The following is a 25,253-nucleotide window of genomic DNA, read 5'->3' as shown; positions in this document are numbered from 1 at the left end:
GAGGTGGCGGCGTGATCACCACGACCAACCGCGCGGGTCTCGTCAAGACCGGCCTCGTCGCCCTGACCGCCCTCGCCGGCACCATCAGTGCCGTCCGCGCCCTGAAGCCGTCGTGGGAGACCCCGCTCCCCACCGAGGCGAACCTGCCAGAAGAGCGCATGCAGGACTTCCGCGACGCGCTCTACGTCCCCATCCGCGAGTTTCTCAACGGTGGCAACCCGTACGACCCGGCCGTGATGTTCGCGCACTGGCCGGTGCGCCAGAACTTCAACCTCTACCAGCCCTACCACCTGGTGCTGCACCTGCCGTTCGCGCTGCCGGACTACCGGGTCGGCGCGGTGGCGTTCGCGCTGGCCTGCCTGGTGCTGCTGATCGCCCTCGCCGTCATGGCCTCGACCAGGGCACGACTGCCGCTCGTCGCCGGAACCGTCGTGATCAGCACGCTGCTGGTGACCAGTCAGGTCGGCAAGGCACAGCTGTACGTCGGGCAGGTCAACCCGCTGATCGCGGTCGGCGCGGCCGGGGCGTTGCTGTTGCGCACGAAGAACCCCGGCTGGGCGTCGGCCGCACTGGCACTGGCCTGGCTGAAGCCGCAGTTCGGACTTCCGCTGGCACTGCTGATGTTCGTCCGGGGTGACCGGAAGGTCGCGCTCCTGGGCACCGGGATCGCGGCCGCGGCCAGCCTGCCCGTGGCGGCGCTCCTGGTCGTGCGCGGCGGCGGAGCAGGCCCGTTCCTCGACGTGATCTCCCGCAACCTCGAATGGGCCAGCCACACCGGTTACGGCGCGGTCGACTCGATGACCGCACAACGCGTCGACCTGCCGGCGGTGTTCTTCCGCACCACGGGATGGCTGCCGCCCGCGGCGGAACTCCTGGCGCTGTGCGGCGTTCTCACCGCGACCGCGCTGCTGGCACGCAGGCTCGACCGGCACGAGCAGGGATCCGCGGCGGCGGACGTGTTGACATGCCTCGGCATCGTGGTCGCGCTGGTGCACCAGCCGGGTGACGTGCTGATCGCCGTGCCGGCTCTCACGGCGCTCGCTGTCAAAACCTACCGCCGGCGCAACGAGAAGCACTGGCGGTGGGCAGGCGCGGCGACCCTGCTGCTCCTGGTTCCGTTCGCGCACCTGTACTTCGTCGACACAGCGGTCAAAACCCTCCTGAGCGCGCGAGCCGCGGTCACACTGGACGGAGTGGCTGTCGTCGCGGCCTGGCTGGTGCTCGCGGTGTTCGCGGCGAAGCTCACCCGGCGCACCGCATGACGGACGTGGCGGTGCGGGGCTCGTTGTGGCTCTTCGCGGTCAACCTGGTCAGCAAGAGCAGCCAGATCGTCGTGACGCTGGCGCTCGCCCTGTTCCTCACCGAGGCCGACCTCGGCGCGGTGGCGCTGGTCGTGTCGGTGGTCAACATCGGCCAGGTCGTCCAGGCGATGGGCGTCTACGACATCGTCAGCCGCACCGCCCTGGACCCGGCCAAAACGGCGGGAACCGTGCTCACCATGAGCATCGCGGCGGGAACGCTGCTCGCCGCCACGCTCATCGCCACCGCTGGCCCGATCACCGAGGCTCTCGGCGCGCCTGACGCAGATCAGATGTTGCGGCTCGCCGCGCTCACCCTGCCGTTCACGGCGGCGGGCGGGGTGCAGATGGCGTTGATGCACCGCAACCTCGATTTCCGCCGGCGCATGCTCCCCGACGCGGGCGGCATGCTGCTCGGTGCCATCACCACCGTGTCGCTCGCGGCCACCGGAACGGGCCCCACGGCGCTCGTCCTCGGTCTGCTGTGCACGGCCGTGGCACAACCGATCCTCGCCGCCGTGGCCGGTGCGCGGATCCGCCCCACCTGGGACGAGGAAGCCGCGACCGAAGCGGCTCGATGGATCGCGGTGGTGGGGCCCGGCGCGTTGATCGCCGTGCTGCTGATCAACGTCGACTACCTCGCCATCGGGCACGTGCTCGGGCCGGAAGCCGTCGGCGGGTACTCGCTCGCGTTCAGGATCGCCTGGGTCCCGTACATCATGGTCGCGGTCGTGCTGGGTGGCGTGCTGTTCCCGGTCTGCGCCGACCTCATCCGCAACGGCCGCCGCGACGAGCTCCCGTTGTACCGCTTCACCGTGGCGACCATGGTGATCACCGGCGGCCTGTACGTCACCGTCGCGCTGCTGTCGCAAGGCATTGTCGTCCTCGGCGAGCAATGGGCGTCGGCCACGAAAACCCTCGTCCTGCTGTGCGGCTACGGACTCGGGCTGAGCCTGCTGCACGTCTGGTACCAGGTGATCAGGGCCGCCGGCCACGCCCGCCAGTACCTCGCTCTCGAAGCCGCCCACCTCGTCACGCTGCTGACCGCGCTGGCGTTCACCACCCGGCACGGCGTCGAAGCCGTCGCCGTCACCCAGCTGACGGTCGTGTGGCTGCTGGTCCCGGCGACCTGGCTGGTGCTGGCCCGCAACGGCCTCGCGTTCCCCCTCCCCCGGCTCGCCCGCACGGCGGCGAGCGTGGTGGCCGGCGGGCTCCTCAGCCTGGGCTTGAGCGAACTCCTGCCGGACACGACCACCGTCGCCGGTCTCGCCGCCACCGGCCTGCTGCTGCTGGCCGCCTACTGCGCCATCGCACTACCTGCGAACCGCACCGTCCTCATCGGACTCAAGGAGCGCGCGTGAAGGTCGTCCACGTGACGCAACCGGTCGAGGCCGGAGTCGCTGTCGTGGTGCTGGCACTGGCCAAAGCCCAGCAACAACGGGGATGGGAGGTCACCATCGCCTGTCCACCGGGCTGGCTGGCTGACGAAGCCCGCACCAGCGGAATCCCGGTCCACCTCTGGCACGCGACCCGCTCCCCCGGTCCTCGCACCGCACGAGAACTCCTGGATCTGCGCAAGGCCCTCCGCAAGCTGCAACCGGACCTCGTGCACCTGCACAGCTCCAAAGCCGGGCTCGGCAGGCTCGTCACCAGGGGCAAGACCCCCACCGTCTTCCAGCCGCACCTGTGGTCGTTCCGCATCGCCGAAGGACTGCTGAGCCGCGTTTGCCGACGTTGGGAAGCGCTGGCCTCCCGCTGGACCCACCTGCTCGTGTGCGTCAGCGACGACGAGCTCAAAGCCGGTCGCGGCGCAGGCGTGACAGCACCAGCCGCGGTCGTCTGCAACGGCGTCGACACCCAACAGTTGCACCCCGAACCCAAAGAAGACGACACACCCACGGCGGTGTGCGTCGGCCGGGTAGCCCGCCAAAAGGGCCAGGACCTGCTGCTCCAAGCCTGGCCGCAGGTGCTGGCAGCCGTGCCGGACGCCCAACTCCTGATCGTCGGTGACGGCCCGATGGCCGCAACGCTCCAAGCCACCAAGCATCCACAGGTGCACTGGCTCGGACACAGCGACACCGTGGCCGACTTCTACGCCAAAGCAGACGTCGTCGTCCTGCCCTCACGCGCCGAAGGCATGGCGTTGGTGCCGCTGGAAGCAATGGCCTGCGGACGATCGGTGATCGCGTTCGAGGTGGAAGGCGTGCGGCAAAGCCTCGGCGACGCCGGCGAAGTAGTGCCCAAGAACGACACGAAAGCCCTGGCGCAAGCGATTGCGCTCAGGCTGGCGGACCCCGAGCTCGCAGGCGCGGAAGGCAAACGCGGGCGGCTCAGGGCCGAGACCCTCTTCGACCGCGACCGCATGACCGACCAGCTCGTGGCTCTCAGCCGGAACCTGGTCTCCACGGAAGGACGACGATGACACGGATCGCCTACCTGCTCACCCAGGACAGCGGCGGGCCGGTGGACGTCACGGTGCGCCTGGCCGCCGCGCTCGCCAAGTCCGGCGACGCCGACGTGCGCGTGTTCGGCCCACGGCCCCGGCGCGGCGCCGAGCTCGTCGACCCGTACCTGGAGGAGATCCTCGTCCCCCGCAAGGGCGACCTGCGGGCGGCGCGGCAGGCGCGCGCCGCGATCAGGGCGTGGCGGCCGGACGTGGTGCACGCCCAGGACCGGAGAGCCGGACTGGTCTGCGCGCCCCTCGCGACCACCGGCACCAAGATCGCGCACACCTATCACGGCGTGCCGGACGACGTGGGTGAGCAGTGGTTCCGCAACGTGCGAGGCGCGGAACCACCACCGGCCTACACACGGGCCGTGCTCGCCGCCGACGCCGCCGTCGCCCGTGTCGTGCACCGGACCGTTGTGCCCGCCAGGGAGATGGGACGGTTCCTGCGCGAACGGCTGTACGTGCCGCCCCACCGCATGACGCACATCGACAACTGCGTCGACGTCGGCGCCGCGAACCCACCAGAAGGTCCGATCCGCAAACTGGTGTTCGTGGGCCTGCTCGTCGAGCGCAAAGGTTTGCTGACCCTGTTGGACGCGCTGGAAACCACGATGCCGGAGGACGCGACGCTCACGGTCGTCGGCGACGGTCCACTGAGGACGCAGGCCGAGGGCAGGGCGGTCCGCCGGGGAATCGCGAACCGGGTGCGGTTCCTGGGCTTCCGCACCGACGTCCCCGAGCTGCTGCTGGAGCACGACGCACTGGTGTTGCCGTCCACAATGGAACAGCAACCGCTCGTGGTCGCGGAGGCCATGGCGGCGGGCAAACCCGTGGTCGCGACGGACACCGGCGGTGTGGCGGACATGCTGGGCATTCCCGGCTCCGACTGCCCGCGTCCCGGCGACGTGGCCGCCCTCGCCGCGAAGCTCAGCGGCCTGTTCCACGACCCCGACCCCGCCGAGACAGGCGAGAAGCTGGCGATCAGGGCACGCGAGCGGTTCACGGCGGAGGTGTGCGCGCGGCGTCACCTCGACCTGTACCGCAAGCTCACCGCCTCAGGGAGCTGACTAGCACGGCGGCATCGGCGGCGGGCAGGTCCAGCTCCGGCGGGGCCGGCTCGCCCCGCATCGTGAACAGGCCCGCTGGCGGGGTCAGCCGCACGGCGGCCTTCGTCGGGTTCACAGCCACCCAGCCGCCGGTGAAGAGCCGTGTCCACACCCCGGACGGCATGCGGTTGGCCGTCTCCCTGGCCTCACCGAGCCGCGCGTCCTGGTACAGCGACCAGTACGGGCTCTTGTAGTCGGGGTTCGCCCTGGTCCAGCACGTGTGCGGGCTCGCGAGCAGCGCGGCGGACGCGTACCCGACGCGTTCCTCCTGCTCCGTCTTCGTGTGCGTGATCAGCAGCAGCCACGACTCGCCGAGCGCGGCCTGGGCGCGCTGCTCCTTGAACTGGTTGCCCTGGAACGTGATCAGCTCGCCGGTGCCGTCGTCGCCGCGCAGACCGAAGTTCTCCTCCATCGCGCCCGCGTACCGCGAGTGCGCCGACCACCGGCCCGGCGTCAGCTGCGACTCGGACACGTTGGGCACCAGCATCTTCCCGGACTTCTCCAGGGCGTCGCCCGCGAGCGCGAGCAGGCCGTCGAGGCCGTCGCGCAGCAGCCGGTCGGTCGCCGCGGCGTCGGCGGTGCCCTTCAGCACGGCCGGCGAGTAGTACTTGAGCGAGGTGAAGTCGTTGTCCGCCAGCACCCCGTCCCAGCCCTCGCGGAGCACCTCACCGACCACGGCGTCCGTCCACGCCTGCTGGTAGGCCTTGTCCCACACGGCCATCTGCCAGTGCTTCGGGTAGCCGGTCCACTCGATGCGCTTCCCGGCCGTGTCCAGGGCGAACCACTCGGGATGCTGCTGTTCCGCCGCGACGAACCCGACCCCGGTGGGCAGGTACTTGGCGTCCCGGCCGCTCTCGACAGCTCCCGAGTAGTTGCGGGAGCTGGAGAAGTCCTTGTACACCAGGACCTTCACTTTGCGGTTCAGCTCGTGGATCTTGCGCATGGCCGCCGTCTCCCACGCGTTGAGCACCACGACGTCGTAGTGCTCGGCGGCGGCCCTGATCTCCCACTGCGCCGGCGAGTCGCCGATCCCGTACCACCACGCGCAGGGCGCGAGGGGCCGCGGCGCCGGGCCGGTGATGATGGGCTCGGACGCCGCGCCGACCGAACAGGCGGCGGTCGTGCACAACACCAGAACGACACCGGTGAATCGTCGGATCAGCGATTTCTGCGGCAACACAACTCACCCGCTGTCATCAGTAGAATCCTCAGGTCCAGCCACAACGACCAATTCGCGATGTAGTAGTTGTCGTATCGAGACCTGTCTGCGATTGAGGTGTCACCGCGCAACCCGTGGACCTGAGCGAGCCCCGTCAGGCCGGTCGGAACGCGATGGCGAGCCCAATATAGCTCGTGAATTGCCGAAAACTCGCGAACGAAACCGGGACGCTCCGGCCGAGGTCCCACCACGCACATGTCCCCGCGCAGGACGTTCCACAACTGGGGCAGCTCGTCCAGCGACGTCCGGCGCAGGAACCGCCCGACCGGACCGACCCGGGAATCGCCCTCGACCGACCACTTGACCTGCGAGTCGTCCTCGCCGGACTGGCGGACGCTGCGGATCTTGTAGAGGACGAACGTGCGGTCGTCCATGCCGACGCGGACCTGGCGGAAGAACAGCGGCCGGCCGCTCTCGACCAGCACCGCGAGCGCGCACAGGCCGATGACCGGCGCGAGCACGACCAGGGCGACCGCCGCGAGCAGCAGGTCGGCCGCGCGCTTGATCCACCAGGTGGGCCTGCTGGTCGGCGCGGTGCCGAGGCGCATCAGCGGGTAGCTGCGCAGCCGTTCGATGCCCGGACCGTCCGGGTGCAGCTCGTACATCCGGGGCACGACGAGCGTCGAGCAGCCCAGTCGGTGAGCCGTGATGGCCGCCTCGACCAGCGGTGAGTCGCGGGTGTGCGAGAACGCGAGCACCACGGTGCCCGCCCGCAGCCTGATGATCGCGTCGGCCAGGTCGCCGTCCACGACCTCCAGGCCGGGGTGGTGGCGGTCCGGATCAGGGCCGGAGTCGGCGAACGCGACCGGTCGCAGCCCGAACTGGGGGTGCTCCAGCATCGTCTTGGCGAGGTTCACGCCGACCTCGCCCGCGCCGACGATGATCGTGCGGTCGCAGCGGTCGAACCGCCGGCGGCACCACCGGCCGAACGCGAACACGCACCACCTGGTCGGCTCGATGACCAGCGCGAACGTGATCATCGCCCACTGCACCGCGACGACCTCGTCAGCGGGTGCGGAGCTGATCAGGCCGATGCCGGTGAGCAGCGCGAACGCCAGCGCGGTGCTCGCCGCGGACCGGGGCAGGTCCTGCAGCCACGACAGCCACAGCCGCCGGCGGTAGACCCGCCAGGTCGCCCTGATCGTGAGCACGGTCGCCGCGATCGCCCCGCTCCAGGTCCACCCGATCCCGCGGTCCAGGCACACCGCCGCGAGCGTGGCGCTGTCGACCAGGACGAGCAGCACCGCGACCGCGTTGACCCGGCTGAGCAGGTCCCGGGCCCGGCGCGGCCGGCCGTGGGGCAGCGGCGGTCGTCGGTGGCCGACCTCCGGCACGTCGTCCGCCTGCAGTGGTGCGGTCTGAACGGCCACCGCCGAGAATCGCCTCATTGAAGATCATCCGATCGAAGGAGTTTTTACAGCGGAACTGCGCGAAAGAGTGAACTTGAGCAATGAAATCATCATTTCGGGTGTCAACATTCCCCCTTTGGTGTTCCAGACGAACGCGGTTGGTGAGGTTTCGACGTAATTCCTGCCCTGAACTTGCCAGGGCCGCCTCAAAGCTTTATCACGCCGTGTCAATAATTCCCTCCACCAACCGTGGACCACCGAAGTGGGGGGTATTGAGTGAGAGTCGACGAACACGGCGTCCGGCATTCTGCCGGGGGCCCGGCAGCGGCCGTGCAGCACGACGTCCGCACGTGCGGCGACATCCACGTCGTCCTCCCCGCCTACAACGAGGCGGCGGCGCTCCCGCCGTTGCTGCGGCGCATCGCCGAGGTCGAGCTCGCCGACCGGATCACGGTCTGGGTGGTCGACGACGGCTCGTCCGACGGCACCGGTGACTGCGCGGCCGGGGTGCGCGGGCTCGACGTCCGGCTGGTGCGCCACCCGGTGAACCTCGGGCTCGGCCAGGCCGTCCAATCAGGACTGCGGGCGGTGCTCGCGCAGGCCGCGCCCGACGACGTCGCGATCGTCATGGACGCCGACGACACCCACGACCCGGACGTGATTCCCGCGCTGCTCAAGGAGATCTCCAACGGCGCGGACGTCGTGATCTGCTCCCGGTTCGTCGAGGGCGGCGACGACTCGACGGCGCCGCGGTGGCGCCGGGTGCTCTCCCGCGGCGCGACCGCCGTCTTCAGCCGCGTGGTGCGGTTCGAGGGCGTCCAGGACTTCACCAGCGGGTTCCGCGCCTACCGGGTGAGCCTGCTCAACCGGGCCGCCGCGCACTGGGGCGAACGGCTGGTCGAGGAACGCGGCTTCGCCTGCATGGTCGAGCTCCTGATGAAGCTCCGGCACTGCGCGCCGGTGGTCACCGAGATCCCGCTGAAGCTGCGCTACGACCGCAAGCCCAGCCCCAGCAAGCTCAAGCTCGGCCGCACGCTGATGCAGTACCTGCGCCTGCTCACGCGTGATCGGCTCACGCCCGTTCCCTACCGGAAGCTCTGATGACACCCCGAGTTGTCGTAATCGGCGGGGGCATCTGCGGCCTCGCCACCGCACACCGGCTCGTCCGCGCCGGCGTGGCCGTCACGCTGCTCGAGGCGAGCGACCAGCTCGGCGGCCTCGGCACGTTCTTCTCCTCGCGCGGCCGCTCGGTCGAGCGCTTCTACCACTGCGTGATGCCGACCGACTCGGCCCTGCTCGCGCTGCTGGACGAGGTCGGCGCGCGCGAGAGCGTCGGCTGGCGGCCCACCCGGATGGGCATGATCGTCGACGGCGTGCACCGCCCGTTCAACTCCGCGCTGGACCTGCTGCGGTTCCGGCCGCTGAGTCTGGTGAACCGGATCCGGTTCGGCGTGATCTCGGTGCTGCTGCGCAGGCTCGGCAAGGGCAAGGACCTCGACCTGATGCGCACCGAGGACTGGTTGCGCGGCCTGTACGGGGACGAGGTCTGGAGCCTGCTGCTCGCCCCGATGTTCGGCGCCAAGTTCGGCTCGGCGTTCGGCGACGTGCCCGCCCTGTACCTCTGGGAGCGGCTCGGCCGGGAGAGCAACAAGTCCGTCCGGGGCTATCCGAGCGGCGGCTACAAGAGCGTGATCGACGCCCTGCGCGCGGCCATCGAGGCGGGCGGCGGCGAGGTCCGCACCAACGCCGCCGTGCGCCTGCTGGAAGCCGGACCGGACCGCGCCCTGGTCACGTTGTCCGACGGCGAGACGATCGAGGCGGACCACGTGGTCTCCACGGTCCCGCTGCCGGCGTTGCGGGCCATCGCGGACGCCGACCTGGCACCGCGGCTGCCCGACGTGCGACTGCCCTACCAGGGTGTCGTCAACACGTTGTTCTTCCTCCGCAAGCCGTTGTCTGGCCACTACTGGGCGCCGGTGCTGCGGTCGGGCACGGAGTTCGACGGCGTGATCGAGATGTCCGCCCTCACCGACACCGAGCTCTACGGCGGACGGCATCTGGTGTACGTCATGCACTACACCGATCGCGAGTCCGCGCTGTACCGCGAGGACGACAGCGCGATCGCCGCCAGGTGGACCGACCAGCTGCTGAGCCTCCACAAAGGACTCAGCCGCGACGACGTCGACGAGGTCCACGTCTTCAAGGCGCCGTTCGTCGAACCGGTCTACCCGCTCGGCTACCTCACCGCGCGACCGGCCGTCGAGGTGCCCGGCACCCGGCTGCTGCTCGCCACCACGGCCCACGTCTACCCGAACGTCACGAGCTGGAACTCGAGCGTCGAGCTCGCCGACTCGGTGGCGGACCGCCTCCTGCACGACATCAGGAGACCATCGACCCAGGAGCACACCGCATGGTCAGCAGAATCGGCGCGGTGATCGCGGCACTCACGATCACCGCGGGCACCCTCGTTTCCTCCCAAGCCGTCCAGGCCGACCCGGCACCGCTGCTGCCCGATCTCCGGCAGGCGCCCGTCGGCTGCCCCGGCGGCTTCCCCGGCAACCCGCTCACGTGCCGCGCCTGGGACGTCTGCATGGTGCGCGACAGCGCGCAGCCCCGCGGCGGGTGCGTGCACTCCGGCGGCCCGATCAGCTCGGTCCGCCTCCGGTTCACCACCTCGATCGACAACATCGGCGACGGCCCGTTGTTGTTGCACGCCCGTCGGTCGAGCGTCAACGAGCCGACGATGAAGGTCCGGCAGGCCATCCAGTCCGGTGTGGACGGATCGGTCCCGCGCTCGTTCGACGAGGCGCAGCGCGACACCCCGGCCGGCGCCTACTACGAACCGGCGGAGACCCACGAACACTGGCACCTGCTCGGCTTCGAGCACTTCCAGCTGCGCAAGCCCGACGGTGAAACCGTGGTGACGGACCGGAAGAACGGCTTCTGCCTCGGCGACCGCTACGAGTTGGACGACGAGCTCGACCACCGGCCCGGTGACCCGGCGAGTCCGACCGGTCTCCTCGCACAGAGCCTGAACGGTCACATGTGCGAGCACCACAACCCGGCGGCGCTGAACGTGATGTTCGGGATCTCCGTCGGGTCCGGTGACGACTACAAGCACGAGGTCGACTTCCAGTGGCTGGAGCTGACCCACGTACCGTCCGGTGTGTACGACGTGGTCAACATCGTGAACTCGGACCGGATGCTGCTCGAGAAGAGCTACGACAACAACGCGTCGTCGATCGCGATCCACCTGCAGTGGCCGCGGGGCGCGACCGCGGCGCCGTCTCCGATCGAGGCCGCGCCGACCGTGCGCCTCATCCGCAGCTGTCCCGGCAAGGTCCGCTGCGCGGAGTCGCTGGGTTAGCGCAATTCACCGCACGAACAACAGGGGTGCCCGCCGCGCGGGCACCCCTGTTGTTCGTTTCGGGACCCCCTATCACGCAGGTCACTAAAAACACAATCCTAACTCTGCGAAACCGAAAGCGATCACGCATAGCACGCGTGCAGGCAGTCGCGCAATTCCATCCGACAAACATCAAACTTTCAACCAAGTCAATAGGCCGAGCGGTGCAATATTGATCACAGCGCGAGAGTGCACGCGCTACCCCACTGGCTCTTGACCAGGCCAGGTACCGGGTTGAGAGAATTCACGTCGCGATTCCACCCCAACAGGACAGGGATCAACCTGTTTCCCCGGCCAAACAGGAGCACCCCATCTTGAGTGCGGCAAACGTCTCACTACGCGATTTCGCCGTCGGCCAACTACACAACCTATTACGCGCCGTTGGATTGGCAAAGTCCGCGGACCGATCCACAAAACTGCTGGGTGAGGCATTAGGGCCGGGCTGTTTGCGACCGCTTTCGGCAGCCCCCTATTGGCCGTCGAACGTGGCCGACGATCACACGCCTGTCGAGTTCTCGGTGGCATTGGCCCAGAACGAACCCCCGGCGGTGCGCATGATCGTCGAGTCGATCGCGGAGCAGCCGGGCCGGCGGGCGAACCTCGCCGCGGCGCTGAGCGTCCTCGACCGGCTGTCCACACAGCACCAGCTGGACCTGCGGCGGCTCGACGTGGTGCGCGACCTGTTCCTGCCCGCGGATCCCCAGGGGGACTTCGCGTTCTGGTACGCGCTGATCGTCCAGCAGAACGCGGCGCCCGCGATCAAGGTCTACCTCAACCCCGAGGTGCGCGGCCGTGCCCACGCGAACACTCTGGTCAGCACGGCACTCGACCGCCTCGGACTCGGCGCGGCCTACCCCACCGTGGTCCAGCACGCGTTGCGGCGCGAGGGGCTCGACCGGTTCTCCTTCTTCGCCCTCGACCTCATGGACGAACAGCGGGCGCGCGTGAAGACCTACGTGTCGCACGACGACGCCGAGACCGAGGACGTGGTGCGCGCGGCCTCCGCCGCACCCGACGTGGACCTGGGTCTGCTGGCGGACGTGGTCAAGCTGGCGTGCGGCGGCACGGGACCGTTCACCCGGCGCCCGCTCATGTCCAGCTACAACTTCCTGGCCGGCGACACCGACCGGCCGAGCGGCTATTCCCTCTACATCCCCGTGCGGGACTACGTGCAGGACGACCTGGAAGCGTGTGAGAGGGTTCTCACGATCATGACCAGGTGCGGGCTCGACACGACTCCTTTCGTGCTGGCGCTGGCGAGCATCGTGCGCCGGCCGCTGGGCGAGGGGGTCGGTCTGATCGCCCACGTGTCGCTGCGCCTGGGCAAACCTCGACCTGGAGTGACGGTGTACCTGTCGTCGGAGGCGTACGACGTCACACCACCACGAACAACAGCCATGTCGAGCTAGGAAGGCGTGCCGTGGAGCCCTACCGGATCAAGGTCGTCGAGCCCATCCCCATCACCACCCGCGACTACCGGGAACGCAGGTACGCCGAAGGCGGGTACAACCAGTTCAACCTCACCGCCGACGACGTCACGATCGACCTGCTGAGCGACTCCGGCACGGGCGCCCTCTCGGCGGAGCAGCAGGCGGCCGGCATGCGCGGTGACGAGACCTACGCCGGTGCGCGGTCGTGGTTCCGGTTCCGCGAGGTGGTCGAGGAGCTCACCGGCTTCGACCACATCTTCCCGGTGCACCAAGGCCGTGCCGCGGAACGGATCCTGTTCACCGCGTTGCTCAAGCCCGGCCAGATCTCCATCAGCAACACGCACTTCGACACGACCCGCGCGAACGTGGAGATCGCCGGCGGCGTGGTGCGCGACCTCCCCTGCCCCGAGGCGAAGGACCTCGACAGCGACGAGCCGTTCAAGGGCAACATCGACCTCGTCGCTCTCGAAGAAGCGCTGAGCGGACCGGACGACGTCGGCCTGGTGCTCATGACGATCACCAACAACGGCGGTGGCGGTCAACCCGTCTCGATGGCGAACCTCAAGAAGGCGAGCAAGTTGTGCCGCAAGCACGGGGTGCCGTTCATCCTCGACGCGGCCCGGTTCGCCGAGAACGCCTGGCTCGTCACGCAACGCGAAGAGAAGTACCGCGGCCACAGCCCGCGTGAGGTCGCGAAGAAGGCGTTCCGGCTGGCCGACGGCTGCGTGGTCAGCCTGAAGAAGGACGGCATCGTCCACATCGGAGGGATGCTCGCCCTCAACGACACCGAGCTGGCCAAGCGGTGCGAGCTCCTGCTGATCGCCACCGAGGGTTTCCGCACCTACGGCGGACTTTCCGGCCGCGACCTCGACATGTGCGCGCAGGGCCTGATGGAGGTCACCGACCCGCTGTACCTGCGTGAGCGCGCGGAGGCCACCGAGTACCTCGCCGAGTGCGCGCGCCAGGCCGGAGTGGACAGTGTGCGGCCGACTGGCGTACACGCCGTGTACCTCAACGCGGGCAAGCTGTTGCCGCACATCCCGCCGCACCGGTTCACCGGCCACGCGCTGGCCTCGGAGCTGTACCTCGCGGGCGGAATCCGTTGTGCCGAACTGGGTTCGCTCTACCTCGGAGAGATTACCGAAGACGGCGAGCTGATCACGCCCGCACCGTTCGAGCTGGTGCGCCTGGCGATCCCGCGCCGCGTCTACACCCGCAGCCACCTGGAGTACGTGGCCGAGACGCTCGCGGGGATCGCCAAGAACCCCGAGCGGGTCCCCGGTTACCGGCTCACCGAGGCACCCGCCATGCTGCGACCGTTCCGCTGCCGGTTGGAACAGGTGAAGTAACTAGGCGACCGCGTGGTCGAGTTTGCTCATCGCATGCTCGATCACGCGGGCCAGCACCGTCTTGCACGACTCGCGGTCACGGGCGTCGCACAGCACCAGCGGCACGTTGTCCCCGACGTCGAGCGCGTGCCGCACCTCGTCCTCGCTGTAGGAGTGGCCGCCCTCGAAGCAGTTCACCGCCACCACGAACGGGATCCCGCGGCGTTCGAAGAAGTCGATCGCGCCGAACCCGCCGTCGAGCCTGCGGGTGTCCACCAGGACCACGGCGCCGATCGCCCCGTACGACAGCTCGTCCCACATGAACCAGAAGCGGTCCTGGCCCGGCGTGCCGAACAGGTACAGCACGACCTCGGGGTTGATCGTGATGCGGCCGAAGTCCAACGCGACCGTGGTGGTGTTCTTGCCCTCGACGCCGGCGAGGTCGTCGATCTGCGTGCCGGCTTCGGTGAGCAGCTCCTCGGTCCGCAGCGGCGTGATCTCGCTGACCGCACCGACCATCGTCGTCTTGCCCACACCGAAGCCACCCGCCACGACGATCTTCACCGAGGACGGGACGAGCAGCTCTTCTCTGGGCTGCCCAGAATCAAGACGGTCAGATTGCACGGACACCATCTAGCACCTTCTGAAGTAGGTTCAGGTCCGGCGCGGTCGCCATGCGCGACGGATCGCTGGTGATGACGTCGCCGCGTTGGATCAGGTCACTCAGCAACACCTTCGCCACGACGAGCGGCGCGTGCAGGTACGCGGCGACTTCGGCCACGGACAACGGTTTCCGGCACAGTTTGATGATCTCGAGGTGCTCGACGGACAGCGAGCCGGTCTCGGTCGACGTGCGGATCGACCGCACCTGGGTGGCGAGGTTCAGCCTGCCCCACGTCGGCCTGGTGCGGCCGCTCACCAACGCGTAGGGGCGGACCAGCGGGCCCGCCGCCTCGTCGTACCACCAGTCCGAGGAACGCGGGCTCATGACAACCCGAGGGGGTTGGGCATCCGCGGCGACGCCATCGTGCGCGGCGCGGACGACAGGTAGCTGCCCACGCGCTTCACGAGCATGTTCATCTCGTAGGCGATCATGCCCATGTCGGCGTCCTCCTCACCGACGACGGCGAGGCAGGCGCCCTGCCCGGCGGCGGTGACGAACAGGTGCGCGCGTTCCATCTCGACGATGGTCTGGCGGACCTGGCCGCCGCCGAAGTGCCGGCCGGTGCCGCGGGCGAGCGACTGGAACGCCGACGCCATCGCCGAGAGGTGGTCGGAGTCGTCCTTGGACAGTTCGGGTGAGCGGGCGAGCAGCAGTCCGTCCGCGGAGAGCACCACCGCGTGCCTGGCGCCGATGACTCTGGCGACGAGGTCGTCCAGCAACCAGTTGAGCTCGGGGTGCCCGCCGGTCAGGTCGTCGTCCACGAAAGCAGCCTTTCAGTCGTCGGTGTGATCACGGTTCGACGGCGTCGTCGGCCTGGCGGGCAGTACGGGTGCCCTGCTGGAAGGCCGACATGCCGTCGCGGGTTCGTTCCGCCCGTTCCTCGGTGTTGGTCTCGGTGAAGTCGGGCTCGAGCCGGTGGTCGTCGTTCGCGAGCTGCGGCACCAGGTGCTGCTGCCGCCGGCGGCGAGGCAGCTCGGGCCGCGTGTCCTGACGCGTCGCTTCACCTTCCCGGGGGCCTTCGGCGGGCCACGGTTCGGGCTTGCGGTCGGGCTGGCGGTCGGGCACCGGCAACACGCCGACGATGCTCCCGCTGTCGTGGTCCTCGGCCCGGCGGGAGTCCGGGACGTTTCCCACTCCTCCCCCTGCCCAGAACTCGTTCAGTCCCGGCGTGGACCTGGCGTCGAGCACGACGTCCTCGGCCTGCGGGAGGGCGGTCTGCGCGAGCGTCTGCTGCCGGAACGTCGGCTTGGGCATCTGCACGGGTTCCACGGGGTCGGCCACGCCCGCGTCGCCGACGATCAGGTCGGACGGGACCAGCACCAGCGCGATCGTGCCGCCGGTCGGGCACTCGCGCAGCTCGACGTGGATGCCGCGGCGGGCGGCCAGCCGGGCGACGACGAACAGGCCGAGGCGGGACTCGCCGCGCAGTCGCATCGCCTCGAAGTCGGGCGGTGCGGCCAGCATCTTGTTGTGCTGCTCGCGGTCGTCGGGCTTGATGCCGAGACCGTGGTCCTCGATCTCCAGGACGAGACCCTGCGGCACCTCGCTGCTGTGCACCTCGACCTGCGACCGCGGTGAGGAGAACGAGGTCGCGTTGTCGACCAGCTCGGCGATCAGGTGGATCGTGTCCGCGACGGCGGCGCCGACCAGCGCCACCTCCGGCACCGGGTTCACCTTCACGCGGGCGTACTGCTCGGTCTCCGCGACCGCGGCGCGCACGACGTCGAGCATGCGCACGGGCTTGCGCCACTGCCGTCCCGGCTGCTCGCCGGTCAGGATGATCAGGTTCTCGGCGTTGCGCCGCGCGCGGGTGGCGAGGTGGTCGAGCTGGAAGAACGCGTCGAGGTGGTCGGGGTTCTCCTCCTCGCGCTCGAGCTTGTCGAGGATCTTCAGCTGGCGGTGCACCAGACCCTGGTTGCGGCGCGCGATGTCGAGGAAGACCCGGTTCACGCCTTCACGGGTCTGGCTCTCCTTCACCGCCGCGGCGACGGCGGTGTACTGCGCGGCGTTGAACGCGTCGGCCACCTGACCGATCTCGTCGTTGCCGTAGTCCAGCGCGGGCACCTCGGCGGCGACGTCGACGTGCTTGCCCTCGCGCAACCGCTCGACGATGTCCGGCAGCCGTTCGTGCGCGAGCTTGAGCGAGTCGCTCTTCAGGCTGGTGAGCCGGACGATCAACGCCTTGTTGACGAGGCGGCTGGACACCCGGACGGCGACGAAGATGCCCAAGATCACCGCGATCAGCGCGATCAGACTGCCGATCATCACCGTGGTGAACTTGTTCTTGCCGTTGGCCATGGCCACGTTCACGGCACCGTCGGACTGCTCCTGCACCAGCTTGGTCAGCTCGGCGGACACCGCGCGGTCGGCGTTCTCCCAGTCGGTCGCGTTGACCGACTGCCCGATGGGCCGTTCCGCGTTCTGCAGCAGGCGGTTCTCGAGGGTCACCAGCTGCTGCCACTGGGCGCTGGCGACGATCGACTTGAAGTGCTCACGCACGTTCGGCAGGGCGTAGGGCTCGATCGAGTTGAGCGACGACCGGTACGCGCCGACGAGGTAGACGAACTCGCGGTGCTCCTCCGGCGTGAACTTGCCCGCCGCCAGCGCGCCCGCCGCGACCGAACCTGCCCGCGACATCGAGTCGGCGGCCTGGAAGTACTGCACCGCGGCCAGCGCGCCCTGCACCGTCTCCGCGTCCGGCACGATGCGGGCCTGCGTGTTGAACAGTGCGGCACCGGCGTCGAGCACGCTGTTGTAGTAGCGGTAGATCTCGGGCTTGGACGCGGTGCCGGCCTCGAGCGCGGCCCGCTGCTGCGGAAGCTGGTCCAGCAGCCCGTTGAGCTTGCCGATCCCGTCGACGACCTCCTGCGGCGCCTGGGAGGCGAGCTCGGTGAACGCGGCCTTCATCCTGCCGAGGTCCGCGTCGGTGTCCTGCTGCTGCTTGACCAGCGCCGCGGCGTTGGAGCCGGGCTTGCTCAGGCTGGTCATGCTGAGCTCGCGTTCCTTCTGCAGCGACGCGAACGACTGGACGGCCGGGATCGACGCGTCCCGCACACCGGAGGCGACCAGCTGCAGGTAGAGCCCCTCGAACACGGTGTACGACGAGAACAGCGCCCACATGGCCAGAAGGACGATGCTGGGAACGACCACGACACCAGTGAGCCGTGAACGAATTGTCTTGTAATTCGTATCAGGCGCAGTCTTCAGCTTCACAACGCTCCACGACCACCCGAATTGGCGACGGAAAGATAGCACTGCAAGATCAACTCGATCAACAGGCGATGATCTTGGGGTTGCGTAGAGACTACTCAGTCGGATGACCACCGCAACACCCCCTGATGTCGGTTCCGGTCTCATCCCGTGACCTGCGCTTGTCCTGTGTGGGCACGCTCTCGCAGGTAGAACGGTCACCGATGCTTGTTCGGGCACGGACGATGCCCAGCTGGGCTTTCTCCCATCGAACTCGACAAACGCGGAGTTAATCGCGGCCAACTTGACATAGCGCACGAAATCTTCTATTAGAACAACGCATTGCAACCAGGCGTCGCGTTCTGTCACCAGCGGCTTTCAGGGGTTACCGTGACGAAATGGCATCCGTGCACCCGCCCGGCCTGACGAGGTTCCGGACGCACGACCTCCCGGGCCCGCACCGGCTCACCGGGTGGGAGGCGCACAACGCCCGCGCGCTGGTCGGCCTGCGGGCGCTCCCGTTCGGTGACCGGCCGTTCGACGGAACGGAGATCAACCTCACCCTGCCCCGGCTGCGGCTGGCGCGGGTCACCGGATCGCCGCACGCCGTCGAACGGGACGTCCGGCAGATCGCCGAACACCCGGCCGACGGCGTGGTCGTCTACTTCGCCCTGGCCGGTGCGGGGCACTTCGAGCACCGCGGTGGCCGTGAGCTCGTCGTGCCGGGGCAGGGACTCGTGGTGGACGGCGACCAGCCGTTCCAGCGGACGTTCTCGCACGGCCTCACCGAGCTCGTGCTGAAGGCGCCGCGCACCCTCGTGCGCAGGACCAGGCCCGTTCGGCCGCAGGTGTTCAGCGTCCAGGGCGACGCGCACGCCCAGGCGCTCGTGACCGCGCTGTCCGGAGCCCTGCGCGGCGGCCCCGCGGACTGGGAGGGTCTCGAACACGTCGCGACGAGCCTGCTCGCGACGTTGCTCGGTGGTGAACGCTCCGACACCGGCGATCTGGCGGCGGCGCACGCGTACATCGCGGCTCATCTGGCCGACCAAGACCTGTCCGCGAGCCGGATCGCCGCCGCCATCGGGTACTCCGAACGTCACCTCTCGCGGTTGTTCGCGAGGTCCGGGCAAAGCGTCCCGCAGGCGGTGCTGACCGCCCGGCTCGACGCCGCCCGGCGCCTGCTCACCGAACCGATCTCGCTGGCCGAGGTCGCGGCCAGGAGCGGTTTCGCCTCACAGGCGCACTTCTCGCGGACCTACCGGGCACGGTTCGGCACCACGCCGTGCAAGGACCGCCGCATCTGAACTTTTGCCTGTTTCCGCCACGTCCGGCGCGAGGTCACCGCGACGTCGCCGAACTTGTCACGGTGTGCGCATGGTGACTTTCCACGACGGTCTCGCCGACACGTCCCCGCCGACGCACACCGCGGTCGAGACCGAGGTGCTGATCGTGGGATCGGGCCCCGCCGGGGCCTCCGCGGCGCTCTTCCTGTCGACGCTCGGCGTCCCGAACATCATGATCACGAAGTACCGGTGGACGGCCAACACCCCTCGCGCGCACATCACCAACCAGCGCACGATGGAGATCTTCCGCGACGTGGGCATCGAGGCCCAGGTGCTCGCGGACGCCACGCCACACCACCTGATCGGCGACACGGTGTTCTGCACGTCGATCACCGGCGAGGAGATCGGCCGCATCCTGACGTGGGGCAACCACCCCGCGCGGCACGCCGACCACGCGCTCGCCTCGCCGTCGCTCAACTGCGACATCCCGCAGACCTACCTGGAGCCGATCCTCGTCCGCAACGCGACGGCGCGCGGCACGCAGACCCAGTTCAGCACCGAGTACCTGGGCCACACGCAGGACGCCGACGGCGTGACCGTGCGGGTGCTGAACCGGCTCACCGGCACCGAGTACACGATCCGCGCCAAGTACCTCATCGGCGCGGACGGCGCCCGGTCCGCGGTGGCCGCCGACCTGGACCTGCCCTACGAGGGGCGGATGGACGTCGCCGGGTCCATGAACATCACGTTCAAAGCGGACCTCGCCGACCTCTGCCGGCACCGCCCCTCGGTGCTGTACTGGGTGATCCAGCCCGGCGCGAACGTCGGCGGCATCGGCGCGGGTCTCGTCCGGATGGTGCGGCCGTGGAACGAATGGCTCATCGTCTGGGGCTTCGATCTCGCGCACGGCGTGCCCGAGGTGACCGAGGACGACGCGCTGCAGATCGTGCGCAACCTCGTCGGTGATCCCGCCCTCGACGCGGAGATCACCGGAATCTCGTTGTGGGGCAACAACGAGCAGTACGCCACCCGGCTGCAGCGGGGCCGGGTGTTCTGCGCCGGCGACGCGGTGCACAAGCACCCGCCGAGCAACGGGCTCGGCTCCAACACCTCGATCCAGGACTCCTACAACCTGGCGTGGAAGCTGGCGGCGGTCCTCACCGGGCAGGCGGGACCGTCGTTGCTGGACACCTACACCGCCGAACGCGCTCCCGTGGCGCAGCAGATCGTCTTGCGCGCCAACAAGTCCGCCCGCGAGTTCGGCGCGTTGTTCGAAGCCCTCGGTCTCGACGCAGCCCAGTCGGCCGAACAGATGCACGCACAGATCGAGGAGCGCAAGGACGTCAGCCCGGCGGGTGCGGCCAAACGCGCCGCCGTGCGGGAAGCCATGGAGCTCAAGAACTACGAGTTCAACGCCCACGGCGTGGAGATGGGCCAGACGTACCAGTCCAGCGCCGTCGTTCCCGACGGCACCGCCCGCCCGGAGCCGGCCCGCGATCCGGAGCTCTACTACGAACCGTCGACGTGGCCGGGAGCACGGTTGCCGCACGCGTGGGTCGGGGACAGCACGCACAAGCGCTCCACCCACGACCTCGTGCCGTACGGCGAGTTCACGCTGCTGACCGGGATCACCGGCGAGGCGTGGGCGGACGCGGCGCAGAAGGCCGCCGACCGGCTCGGTGTGCCGGTGCGGACCGTGGTCATCGGTCCCGGACGCGACGTGACGGACCTCTACTTCGACTGGTCTCGACTGTCCGGTGTGGACGAAGACGGGGCCGTGCTGGTGCGTCCGGACAAGCACGTCGCCTGGCGGAGCCACTGTCTGCCCGCCGATCCCGAGGCCGAGCTCATGTCCGTCCTGACCGTCGTCCTGGGCCGGGAGGAGAGCGCATGACCTGGCAGTTCGAACACGTCACGCTCGGCCAGCGGGTCCGGTTCGGCACCGGTGAGGCAGCCGCGAACCTGGCTCTGGAGGTCGAACGGCTGGGCGCCCGGCGCGTCCTGCTGATCGCCGAGGAGACCAGCGCGGCGGAGGTCGTCGTCTCGAAGATCGACGTGACGGCGCGCTGCACGGACGTGGCGCCGCACGTGCCCGTCGCCAACGCCGAACGCGCCCGGACGCAGGCTTCGGAGGTGGGAGCGGACCTGCTGGTGAGCGTCGGCGGCGGTTCCACGACCGGACTGGCCAAGGCCGTCGCGCTGACCACCGGCCTGCCGATCGTCGCCGTGCCCACGACGTATGCGGGTTCGGAGGCGACCAACGTGTGGGGCCTGACCGAGGCCGCGCGCAAGACCACCGGCAGCGACGACCGCGTCCTGCCGGTCACCGTGATCTACGACGCGGCGCTCACCGCGTCACTGCCCGACGAACTGGCGGTCGCCTCCGGGTGCAACGCGCTCGCGCACTGCGTCGACTCGATGTGGGCCCCGCGTACCGACCCGATCAACCAAGCCCTTGCCGTGGAAGGGATCCGCGCGTTGCGCGGCGGGCTGCGGGAGATCACCACCCTCGACGGCCGCGAACAGATGCTCTACGGCGCCCATCTGTCCGCCGTGGCGTTCGCCTCCGCCGGATCCGGGCTGCACCACAAGATCTGCCACGTGCTGGGTGGCGCCTACGACCTCCCGCACGCCCAGACCCACACGGCGATCCTCCCGTACGTGCTGGCGTTCAACGCTCCTGCCGCACCCCAGGCCGCAGCCAGGATCACCGAAGCACTGGGCACGGACCTGATCACCCTCTACGACGAGGTGGGCGCTTCTCACGTGCTGCGCGGCGTGCCCGATGTCTCGGAAGCAGCCCGGCTGATCCTGCCGTCCGTGCCGCCGTCGAACCCTCGCCCGGTCACCGAGGACGACCTCGCCGCACTGCTCAACGCCGCTCAGGCGGGCCAGAACCCGACCGAGTGGAGCCGAGCATGACTGTCTCTGCCGAAAATCAAGCGCAGCAGGACATCGAGGAACGCCTCACCGCCGAGGTCGTCGCGTCGTTCGCGAACACACCGGACCCGCGGCTGAAGGAACTGCTGGAGTCGCTCACCCGGCACCTGCACTCGTTCATCCGCGAGGTGCGCCTGACCGAGCGGGAATGGGCGCGGGCCATCGAGTTCCTGACCGCCGCCGGCCACCTCACCGACGACGAACGGCAGGAGTTCATCCTGCTCTCCGACGTCCTCGGCGCCTCGATGCAGACCATCGCCGTGAACAACGAGGCCCGCGGCGACGCCACGGAAGCCACCGTCTTCGGCCCGTTCTTCGTCGAGGAGTCTCCGCTGGTCGGCAACGGCGGCGACATCGCCGCGGGCGCCCCCGGCGTCCCGTGCTGGGTGGAGGGATCGGTCCGCGACACCGACGGCAACCCGATCGCGGGCGCCCGGATCGAGGCGTGGGAAGCCGACGAGGACGGCTTCTACGACGTGCAGTACGCCGACGACCGCGTGTCCGGCCGCGGCCACCTGTTCTCCGAGCCCGACGGCACCTTCGCGTTCTGGGGCGTGACCCCGACGCCGTACCCGATCCCGGACGACGGCCCGGTCGGCACCTTGCTGGAGGCGACGCGCCGGTCCCCGATGCGCGCCGCCCACCTGCACTTCATGGTCACCGCGAACGGCTTCCGCACCCTCGTCACGCACATCTTCGTCGAGGGCGATCCACAGCTGGAGATCGGCGACTCCGTGTTCGGCGTCAAGGAGTCCCTCGTCAAGCGGTTCGCCGAACAGCCGCCCGGAACCCCCGCTCCCGATGGCAGGGCCCTCGCCTGCCTGCCGTGGACCCGCACCCGCTTCGACGTCGTGCTGGCACCACAAAACCCCCGCTGACTCAGGAGGGCGCGCCCGTCCAGTCCCTGTTCACTTCGCATTCCCCCTTCACCACTTGTCCGTGGCGGCAGGACCAGGCCCCCAGCCCCGTCCTGCCGCCACAACCCCCAGAACCCGACGGCGACCGACCAAGTCCCCGTCGAGAACCAGCATCACCGCACCCGGCCCGCGACGGCAGGGGTCTCCCGTCTCCCGATCAGGCAGGCGACGGGAGACGCCTGGGAATCGGCCGGGCGGCCCCGCAGACTTCGAACTGTGCAGCCAGACGTCTGCCCGCATCGACGCCCCAGGGACTGGGCCTGCGACAACCGGCTCAGTAGTCTGCAACGACCGCCACTGGTGGTCAGGCGGGTGCTGAGGGGTGTGGGGGCGGGAACTCATGGCTGAGCAGTCGGATGTCTTTGGTGTGGAACTGCGGCGCCTGCGCACCGCGGCGGGCTTGTCGCTGGCGACGCTGGCGCAGCAGGTCCACTACAGCAAGGGCTATCTGGGCAAGATCGAGACTGGACTGAAGCAACCAGGTGTTGATCTGGCCCGGCGCTGTGACGCGGTTCTCGGAGCCGGTGGACGGCTGGCCGCCCTGGTGGACCAGCCCGCACCCGCGAGCCCGCCGGCAGCCGTCGCGGCCGAGGGCGACGGCGAAGTGTGGGTGATGAGCATGGCTCCGGATGGTTCGAGCTGGATGGTTCCGATGCCTCGGCGCGAGGCGATCGCGACGGGCGCGGCTTCGTTGCTCGGGCTGACCCTGGGCGCTCCCCGCAGCGCTTCGGCGTCAGCGGCGCACGACGGCACGCTCGCAGCGTTCCGATCACTGTTCGCCCAGGTCAGGCAACTGGGCCAGACCACAAGTCCCAGCGTCGTGCTGCCGATGGTCACCGTGCACACCCACACCCTGCGCGGGATGGCGAACGGCGCGCCCACCCCGGTGCGCGAGCAACTGCTCGGGCTGGCCGCCCGCTACAGCGAGTACGCGGGGTGGATGGCCCAGGAGGCGGGCGACGACCGGGCCGCGATGTGGTGGACCCGCAACGCCGTCGAGATGGGCGCCGCGGCCGGCGACACCGAACTGGCCACGTACTCGCTGATCAGGCAGGCGTTGATCACCCTCTACCGCGACGACGCCGCGGGCACCGTCGACCTGGCCCAGCAGGCGCAGGCCGCGCCCGGCACGTCACCGCGGGTCCAGGGGCTCGCCGCGTTGCGCGAGGCGCAGGGACACGCGTTGGCCTGCGACTACGACAACTGCCAGCGCGCACTCGACCGCGCGGCCGCCCTGCTCGACCAGGCCGACACCGCGAGCGGCATGACGATCGGCTCGGCCTCGGTGAGCGGCGCCGACCTGAACAGCCTGGTCGCGGCCTGGTGCATGCACGACCTGGGCCGCTCCCGCGAGGCGGCGGACGTCTTCGACCGGCAGCTGTCCCTGGCCCCCGACACCGCCCACCGGACCCACGCGCGCTTCGGCGCACGCCGCGCCCTCGCCTACGCCGCCGCCGGCGACATCGACCACGCGAGCGCACTGGCCTCGAAGGTCCTCGACGCCGCCGACCTGGTCGACTCGGCCACCGTCCGGCAGGACCTGAAACGCCTGGCCCGCCTGCTCGGCCGCGAACGCGACCACGCCGCCGTGCGCGACGTGTACCCCCGGCTCAACGCCGCCCTGCGCAGCCCGATTCACTGACCTGGTTCACTCTGGCCTGGTTCACTCCGGCGGGGCGAGAATCCGCTGACGCACGCACGATGGGGGCTCTGAAGTGTCCGATGCGGCCATTTTCCAGCGTCGGTTCGAGGCGCTGGCCGCGAACGTCGAGGACTTCATCCGCGGCAAGCCCGAGGTGGTCCGGCTGGCACTGGTGTGCCTGCTCGCCGAGGGCCACCTGCTGATCGAGGACGTGCCCGGCGTCGCCAAGACCTCGCTGGCCAAGGCCATCGCCCGCTCGGTCGCGGGCGCCGAGGTGAAGCGCATCCAGTTCACCCCGGACCTGCTGCCGTCCGACGTGACCGGCGTGCAGGTCTACGACCAGGGCCGCTCGCGCTTCGAGTTCCGGCAGGGCCCGGTCTTCACCCACATCCTGCTCGGCGACGAGATCAACCGCGCCTCCCCGAAAACCCAGTCCGCGCTGCTCGAGGTGATGGCCGAGGGCCAGGTGACCGTCGACGGCCGCCCGGTGCCGGTGCCCTACCCGTTCCTGTGCATCGCCACCCAGAACCCGGTGGAGCACCAGGGCACCTACGCCCTGCCGGAAGCGCAGCTGGACAGGTTCATGATGCGCATCAGCATCGGCTATCCCGAGAACCTGGACGACGAGGTCAGCATCCTGTCCTACGGCGTCACCCGGCGCCGCCCGGACGAGCTCAAGTCCGTGATGGAGCTCGACGACCTGCGCCTGATGATCCGCGCGGTGCGCGACCAGCGCGTGGCCGACAACCTCCGCGAGTACGTCGCCCGCCTGATCCGCGCCACCAGGGCCCACCCCGACGTGGAACTGGGCGTGAGCCCCCGCGGCGGCATCGCCCTGGTGACCGCCGCCCAGGCCTACGCGCTGGCCGCCGGCCGCCCCTACGTGACCGCGGACGACGTCAAGGCGGTGGCGATCCCGGTCCTCAACCACCGCCTGCTGCTCACCCCGGAAGCCCGCATCCAGCAACGCACCGCCGCGTCGATCCTCACCGACGTCCTCGCCGCCGCGCCGGTGCCGACCGGTGGGTGACGT

Annotated in this window: 21 protein-coding genes; 15 read left to right on the top strand and 6 right to left on the bottom strand. The window is 69.6% G+C overall.

Going from position 1 to position 25,253, the window contains the following annotated elements; genetic code table 11:
• Positions 1-11 precede the first annotated feature (11 nt).
• From G7043_RS16025 to G7043_RS16010, 4 genes are read left to right on the top strand one after another with little or no spacing between them, the layout of a single operon-like run.
• Positions 12-1,262, top strand: coding sequence for a glycosyltransferase 87 family protein (locus G7043_RS16025; protein WP_313887906.1), 1,251 nt, complete (start codon positions 12-14; stop codon positions 1,260-1,262).
• On the top strand, positions 1,259-2,659 hold the full coding sequence (locus tag G7043_RS16020; protein WP_166046471.1) for an oligosaccharide flippase family protein: 1,401 nt from the start codon (positions 1,259-1,261) through the stop codon (positions 2,657-2,659). Before G7043_RS16025 ends, G7043_RS16020 begins: the two co-directional genes overlap by 4 nt.
• Entirely contained in the window at positions 2,656-3,720 is a 1,065-nt protein-coding gene (locus tag G7043_RS16015; protein WP_166046470.1) for a glycosyltransferase, read from the top strand. The genes G7043_RS16020 and G7043_RS16015 overlap by 4 nt, the downstream gene beginning before the upstream one ends.
• A complete protein-coding gene (locus G7043_RS16010) occupies positions 3,717-4,814 on the top strand; it encodes a glycosyltransferase family 4 protein (protein WP_166046469.1) in 1,098 nt (365 codons plus the stop codon). Before G7043_RS16015 ends, G7043_RS16010 begins: the two co-directional genes overlap by 4 nt.
• Here the strand turns inward: G7043_RS16010 and G7043_RS16005 are convergent.
• Both G7043_RS16005 and G7043_RS16000 read right to left on the bottom strand, forming a co-directional pair.
• Positions 4,795-6,030 carry a putative glycoside hydrolase family 15 protein gene (locus G7043_RS16005; protein WP_166046468.1) on the bottom strand — a complete coding sequence of 412 codons (1,236 nt, stop codon included), beginning with the start codon at positions 6,028-6,030 and terminating at the stop codon, positions 4,795-4,797. The two genes, G7043_RS16010 and G7043_RS16005, sit on opposite strands and share 20 nt — an antisense overlap.
• Complete coding sequence (locus G7043_RS16000) at positions 6,012-7,460, bottom strand: sugar transferase (RefSeq protein WP_166046467.1); 1,449 nt, start codon at positions 7,458-7,460, stop codon at positions 6,012-6,014. The genes G7043_RS16005 and G7043_RS16000 overlap by 19 nt, the downstream gene beginning before the upstream one ends.
• Before the next feature lie 237 nt (positions 7,461-7,697).
• Between G7043_RS16000 and G7043_RS15995 the strand changes: the two genes are divergently transcribed.
• From G7043_RS15995 to G7043_RS15975, 5 genes are all read left to right on the top strand, one after another.
• Positions 7,698-8,522, top strand: coding sequence for a glycosyltransferase (locus G7043_RS15995; RefSeq protein ID WP_166046466.1), 825 nt, complete (start codon positions 7,698-7,700; stop codon positions 8,520-8,522).
• Positions 8,522-9,856 (top strand): NAD(P)/FAD-dependent oxidoreductase, encoded by a 1,335-nt coding sequence (locus G7043_RS15990; protein ID WP_166046465.1) that lies wholly within the window; start codon positions 8,522-8,524, stop codon positions 9,854-9,856. Before G7043_RS15995 ends, G7043_RS15990 begins: the two co-directional genes overlap by 1 nt.
• Positions 9,832-10,788 (top strand): lysyl oxidase family protein, encoded by a 957-nt coding sequence (locus G7043_RS15985; RefSeq protein WP_166046464.1) that lies wholly within the window; start codon positions 9,832-9,834, stop codon positions 10,786-10,788. Before G7043_RS15990 ends, G7043_RS15985 begins: the two co-directional genes overlap by 25 nt.
• 353 nt (positions 10,789-11,141) lie before the next feature.
• Positions 11,142-12,236: a tryptophan dimethylallyltransferase family protein gene (locus tag G7043_RS15980; RefSeq protein WP_313887905.1), complete on the top strand. Its 1,095-nt coding sequence runs from the start codon at positions 11,142-11,144 to the stop codon at positions 12,234-12,236.
• An 11-nt stretch (positions 12,237-12,247) separates the two neighbouring features.
• Positions 12,248-13,606, top strand: coding sequence for a tryptophanase (locus tag G7043_RS15975; protein WP_166046462.1), 1,359 nt, complete (start codon positions 12,248-12,250; stop codon positions 13,604-13,606).
• On the opposite strand, the gene G7043_RS15970 is transcribed toward G7043_RS15975, so the two are convergent.
• Genes G7043_RS15970 through G7043_RS15955 form a run of 4 tightly spaced genes read right to left on the bottom strand, consistent with a single transcriptional unit; the run spans position 13,607 to position 17,399 of the window.
• Positions 13,607-14,218, bottom strand: coding sequence for a GTP-binding protein (locus G7043_RS15970; RefSeq protein ID WP_166046461.1), 612 nt, complete (start codon positions 14,216-14,218; stop codon positions 13,607-13,609).
• Complete coding sequence (locus tag G7043_RS15965; RefSeq protein WP_166046460.1) at positions 14,199-14,573, bottom strand: DUF742 domain-containing protein; 375 nt, start codon at positions 14,571-14,573, stop codon at positions 14,199-14,201. Before G7043_RS15965 ends, G7043_RS15970 begins: the two co-directional genes overlap by 20 nt.
• Positions 14,570-15,010 carry a roadblock/LC7 domain-containing protein gene (locus tag G7043_RS15960; RefSeq protein WP_313887904.1) on the bottom strand — a complete coding sequence of 147 codons (441 nt, stop codon included), beginning with the start codon at positions 15,008-15,010 and terminating at the stop codon, positions 14,570-14,572. The genes G7043_RS15965 and G7043_RS15960 overlap by 4 nt, the downstream gene beginning before the upstream one ends.
• 28 nt (positions 15,011-15,038) lie before the next feature.
• Positions 15,039-17,399 (bottom strand): sensor histidine kinase, encoded by a 2,361-nt coding sequence (locus G7043_RS15955; protein WP_313887903.1) that lies wholly within the window; start codon positions 17,397-17,399, stop codon positions 15,039-15,041.
• A 437-nt stretch (positions 17,400-17,836) separates the two neighbouring features.
• Between G7043_RS15955 and G7043_RS15950 the strand changes: the two genes are divergently transcribed.
• The 6 genes from G7043_RS15950 (at position 17,837) to G7043_RS15925 (ending at position 25,250) form a co-directional block, all read left to right on the top strand.
• Positions 17,837-18,742 carry a helix-turn-helix transcriptional regulator gene (locus tag G7043_RS15950; RefSeq protein WP_207311258.1) on the top strand — a complete coding sequence of 302 codons (906 nt, stop codon included), beginning with the start codon at positions 17,837-17,839 and terminating at the stop codon, positions 18,740-18,742.
• Between the two features lie 70 nt (positions 18,743-18,812).
• Positions 18,813-20,615, top strand: a complete 1,803-nt coding sequence (locus G7043_RS15945) for an FAD-dependent oxidoreductase (RefSeq protein WP_166046459.1) — start codon at positions 18,813-18,815, stop codon at positions 20,613-20,615.
• Positions 20,612-21,643, top strand: a complete 1,032-nt coding sequence (locus G7043_RS15940) for a maleylacetate reductase (RefSeq protein WP_166046458.1) — start codon at positions 20,612-20,614, stop codon at positions 21,641-21,643. Before G7043_RS15945 ends, G7043_RS15940 begins: the two co-directional genes overlap by 4 nt.
• Entirely contained in the window at positions 21,640-22,539 is a 900-nt protein-coding gene (locus G7043_RS15935) for a dioxygenase family protein (protein WP_166046457.1), read from the top strand. The genes G7043_RS15940 and G7043_RS15935 overlap by 4 nt, the downstream gene beginning before the upstream one ends.
• A 379-nt stretch (positions 22,540-22,918) precedes the next feature.
• Positions 22,919-24,220, top strand: a complete 1,302-nt coding sequence (locus tag G7043_RS15930) for a helix-turn-helix domain-containing protein (RefSeq protein ID WP_166046456.1) — start codon at positions 22,919-22,921, stop codon at positions 24,218-24,220.
• A gap of 73 nt (positions 24,221-24,293) precedes the next feature.
• Entirely contained in the window at positions 24,294-25,250 is a 957-nt protein-coding gene (locus G7043_RS15925; protein WP_313887902.1) for an AAA family ATPase, read from the top strand.
• Positions 25,251-25,253: the final 3 nt, after the last annotated feature.

The sequence above is a fragment of the Lentzea alba genome, assembly GCF_011067745.1.
Taxonomy (GTDB): domain Bacteria; phylum Actinomycetota; class Actinomycetes; order Mycobacteriales; family Pseudonocardiaceae; genus Lentzea; species Lentzea alba.
Note: the sequence above shows the minus strand (reverse complement) of the source record. Positions and strands in the feature narration are given on the sequence as shown.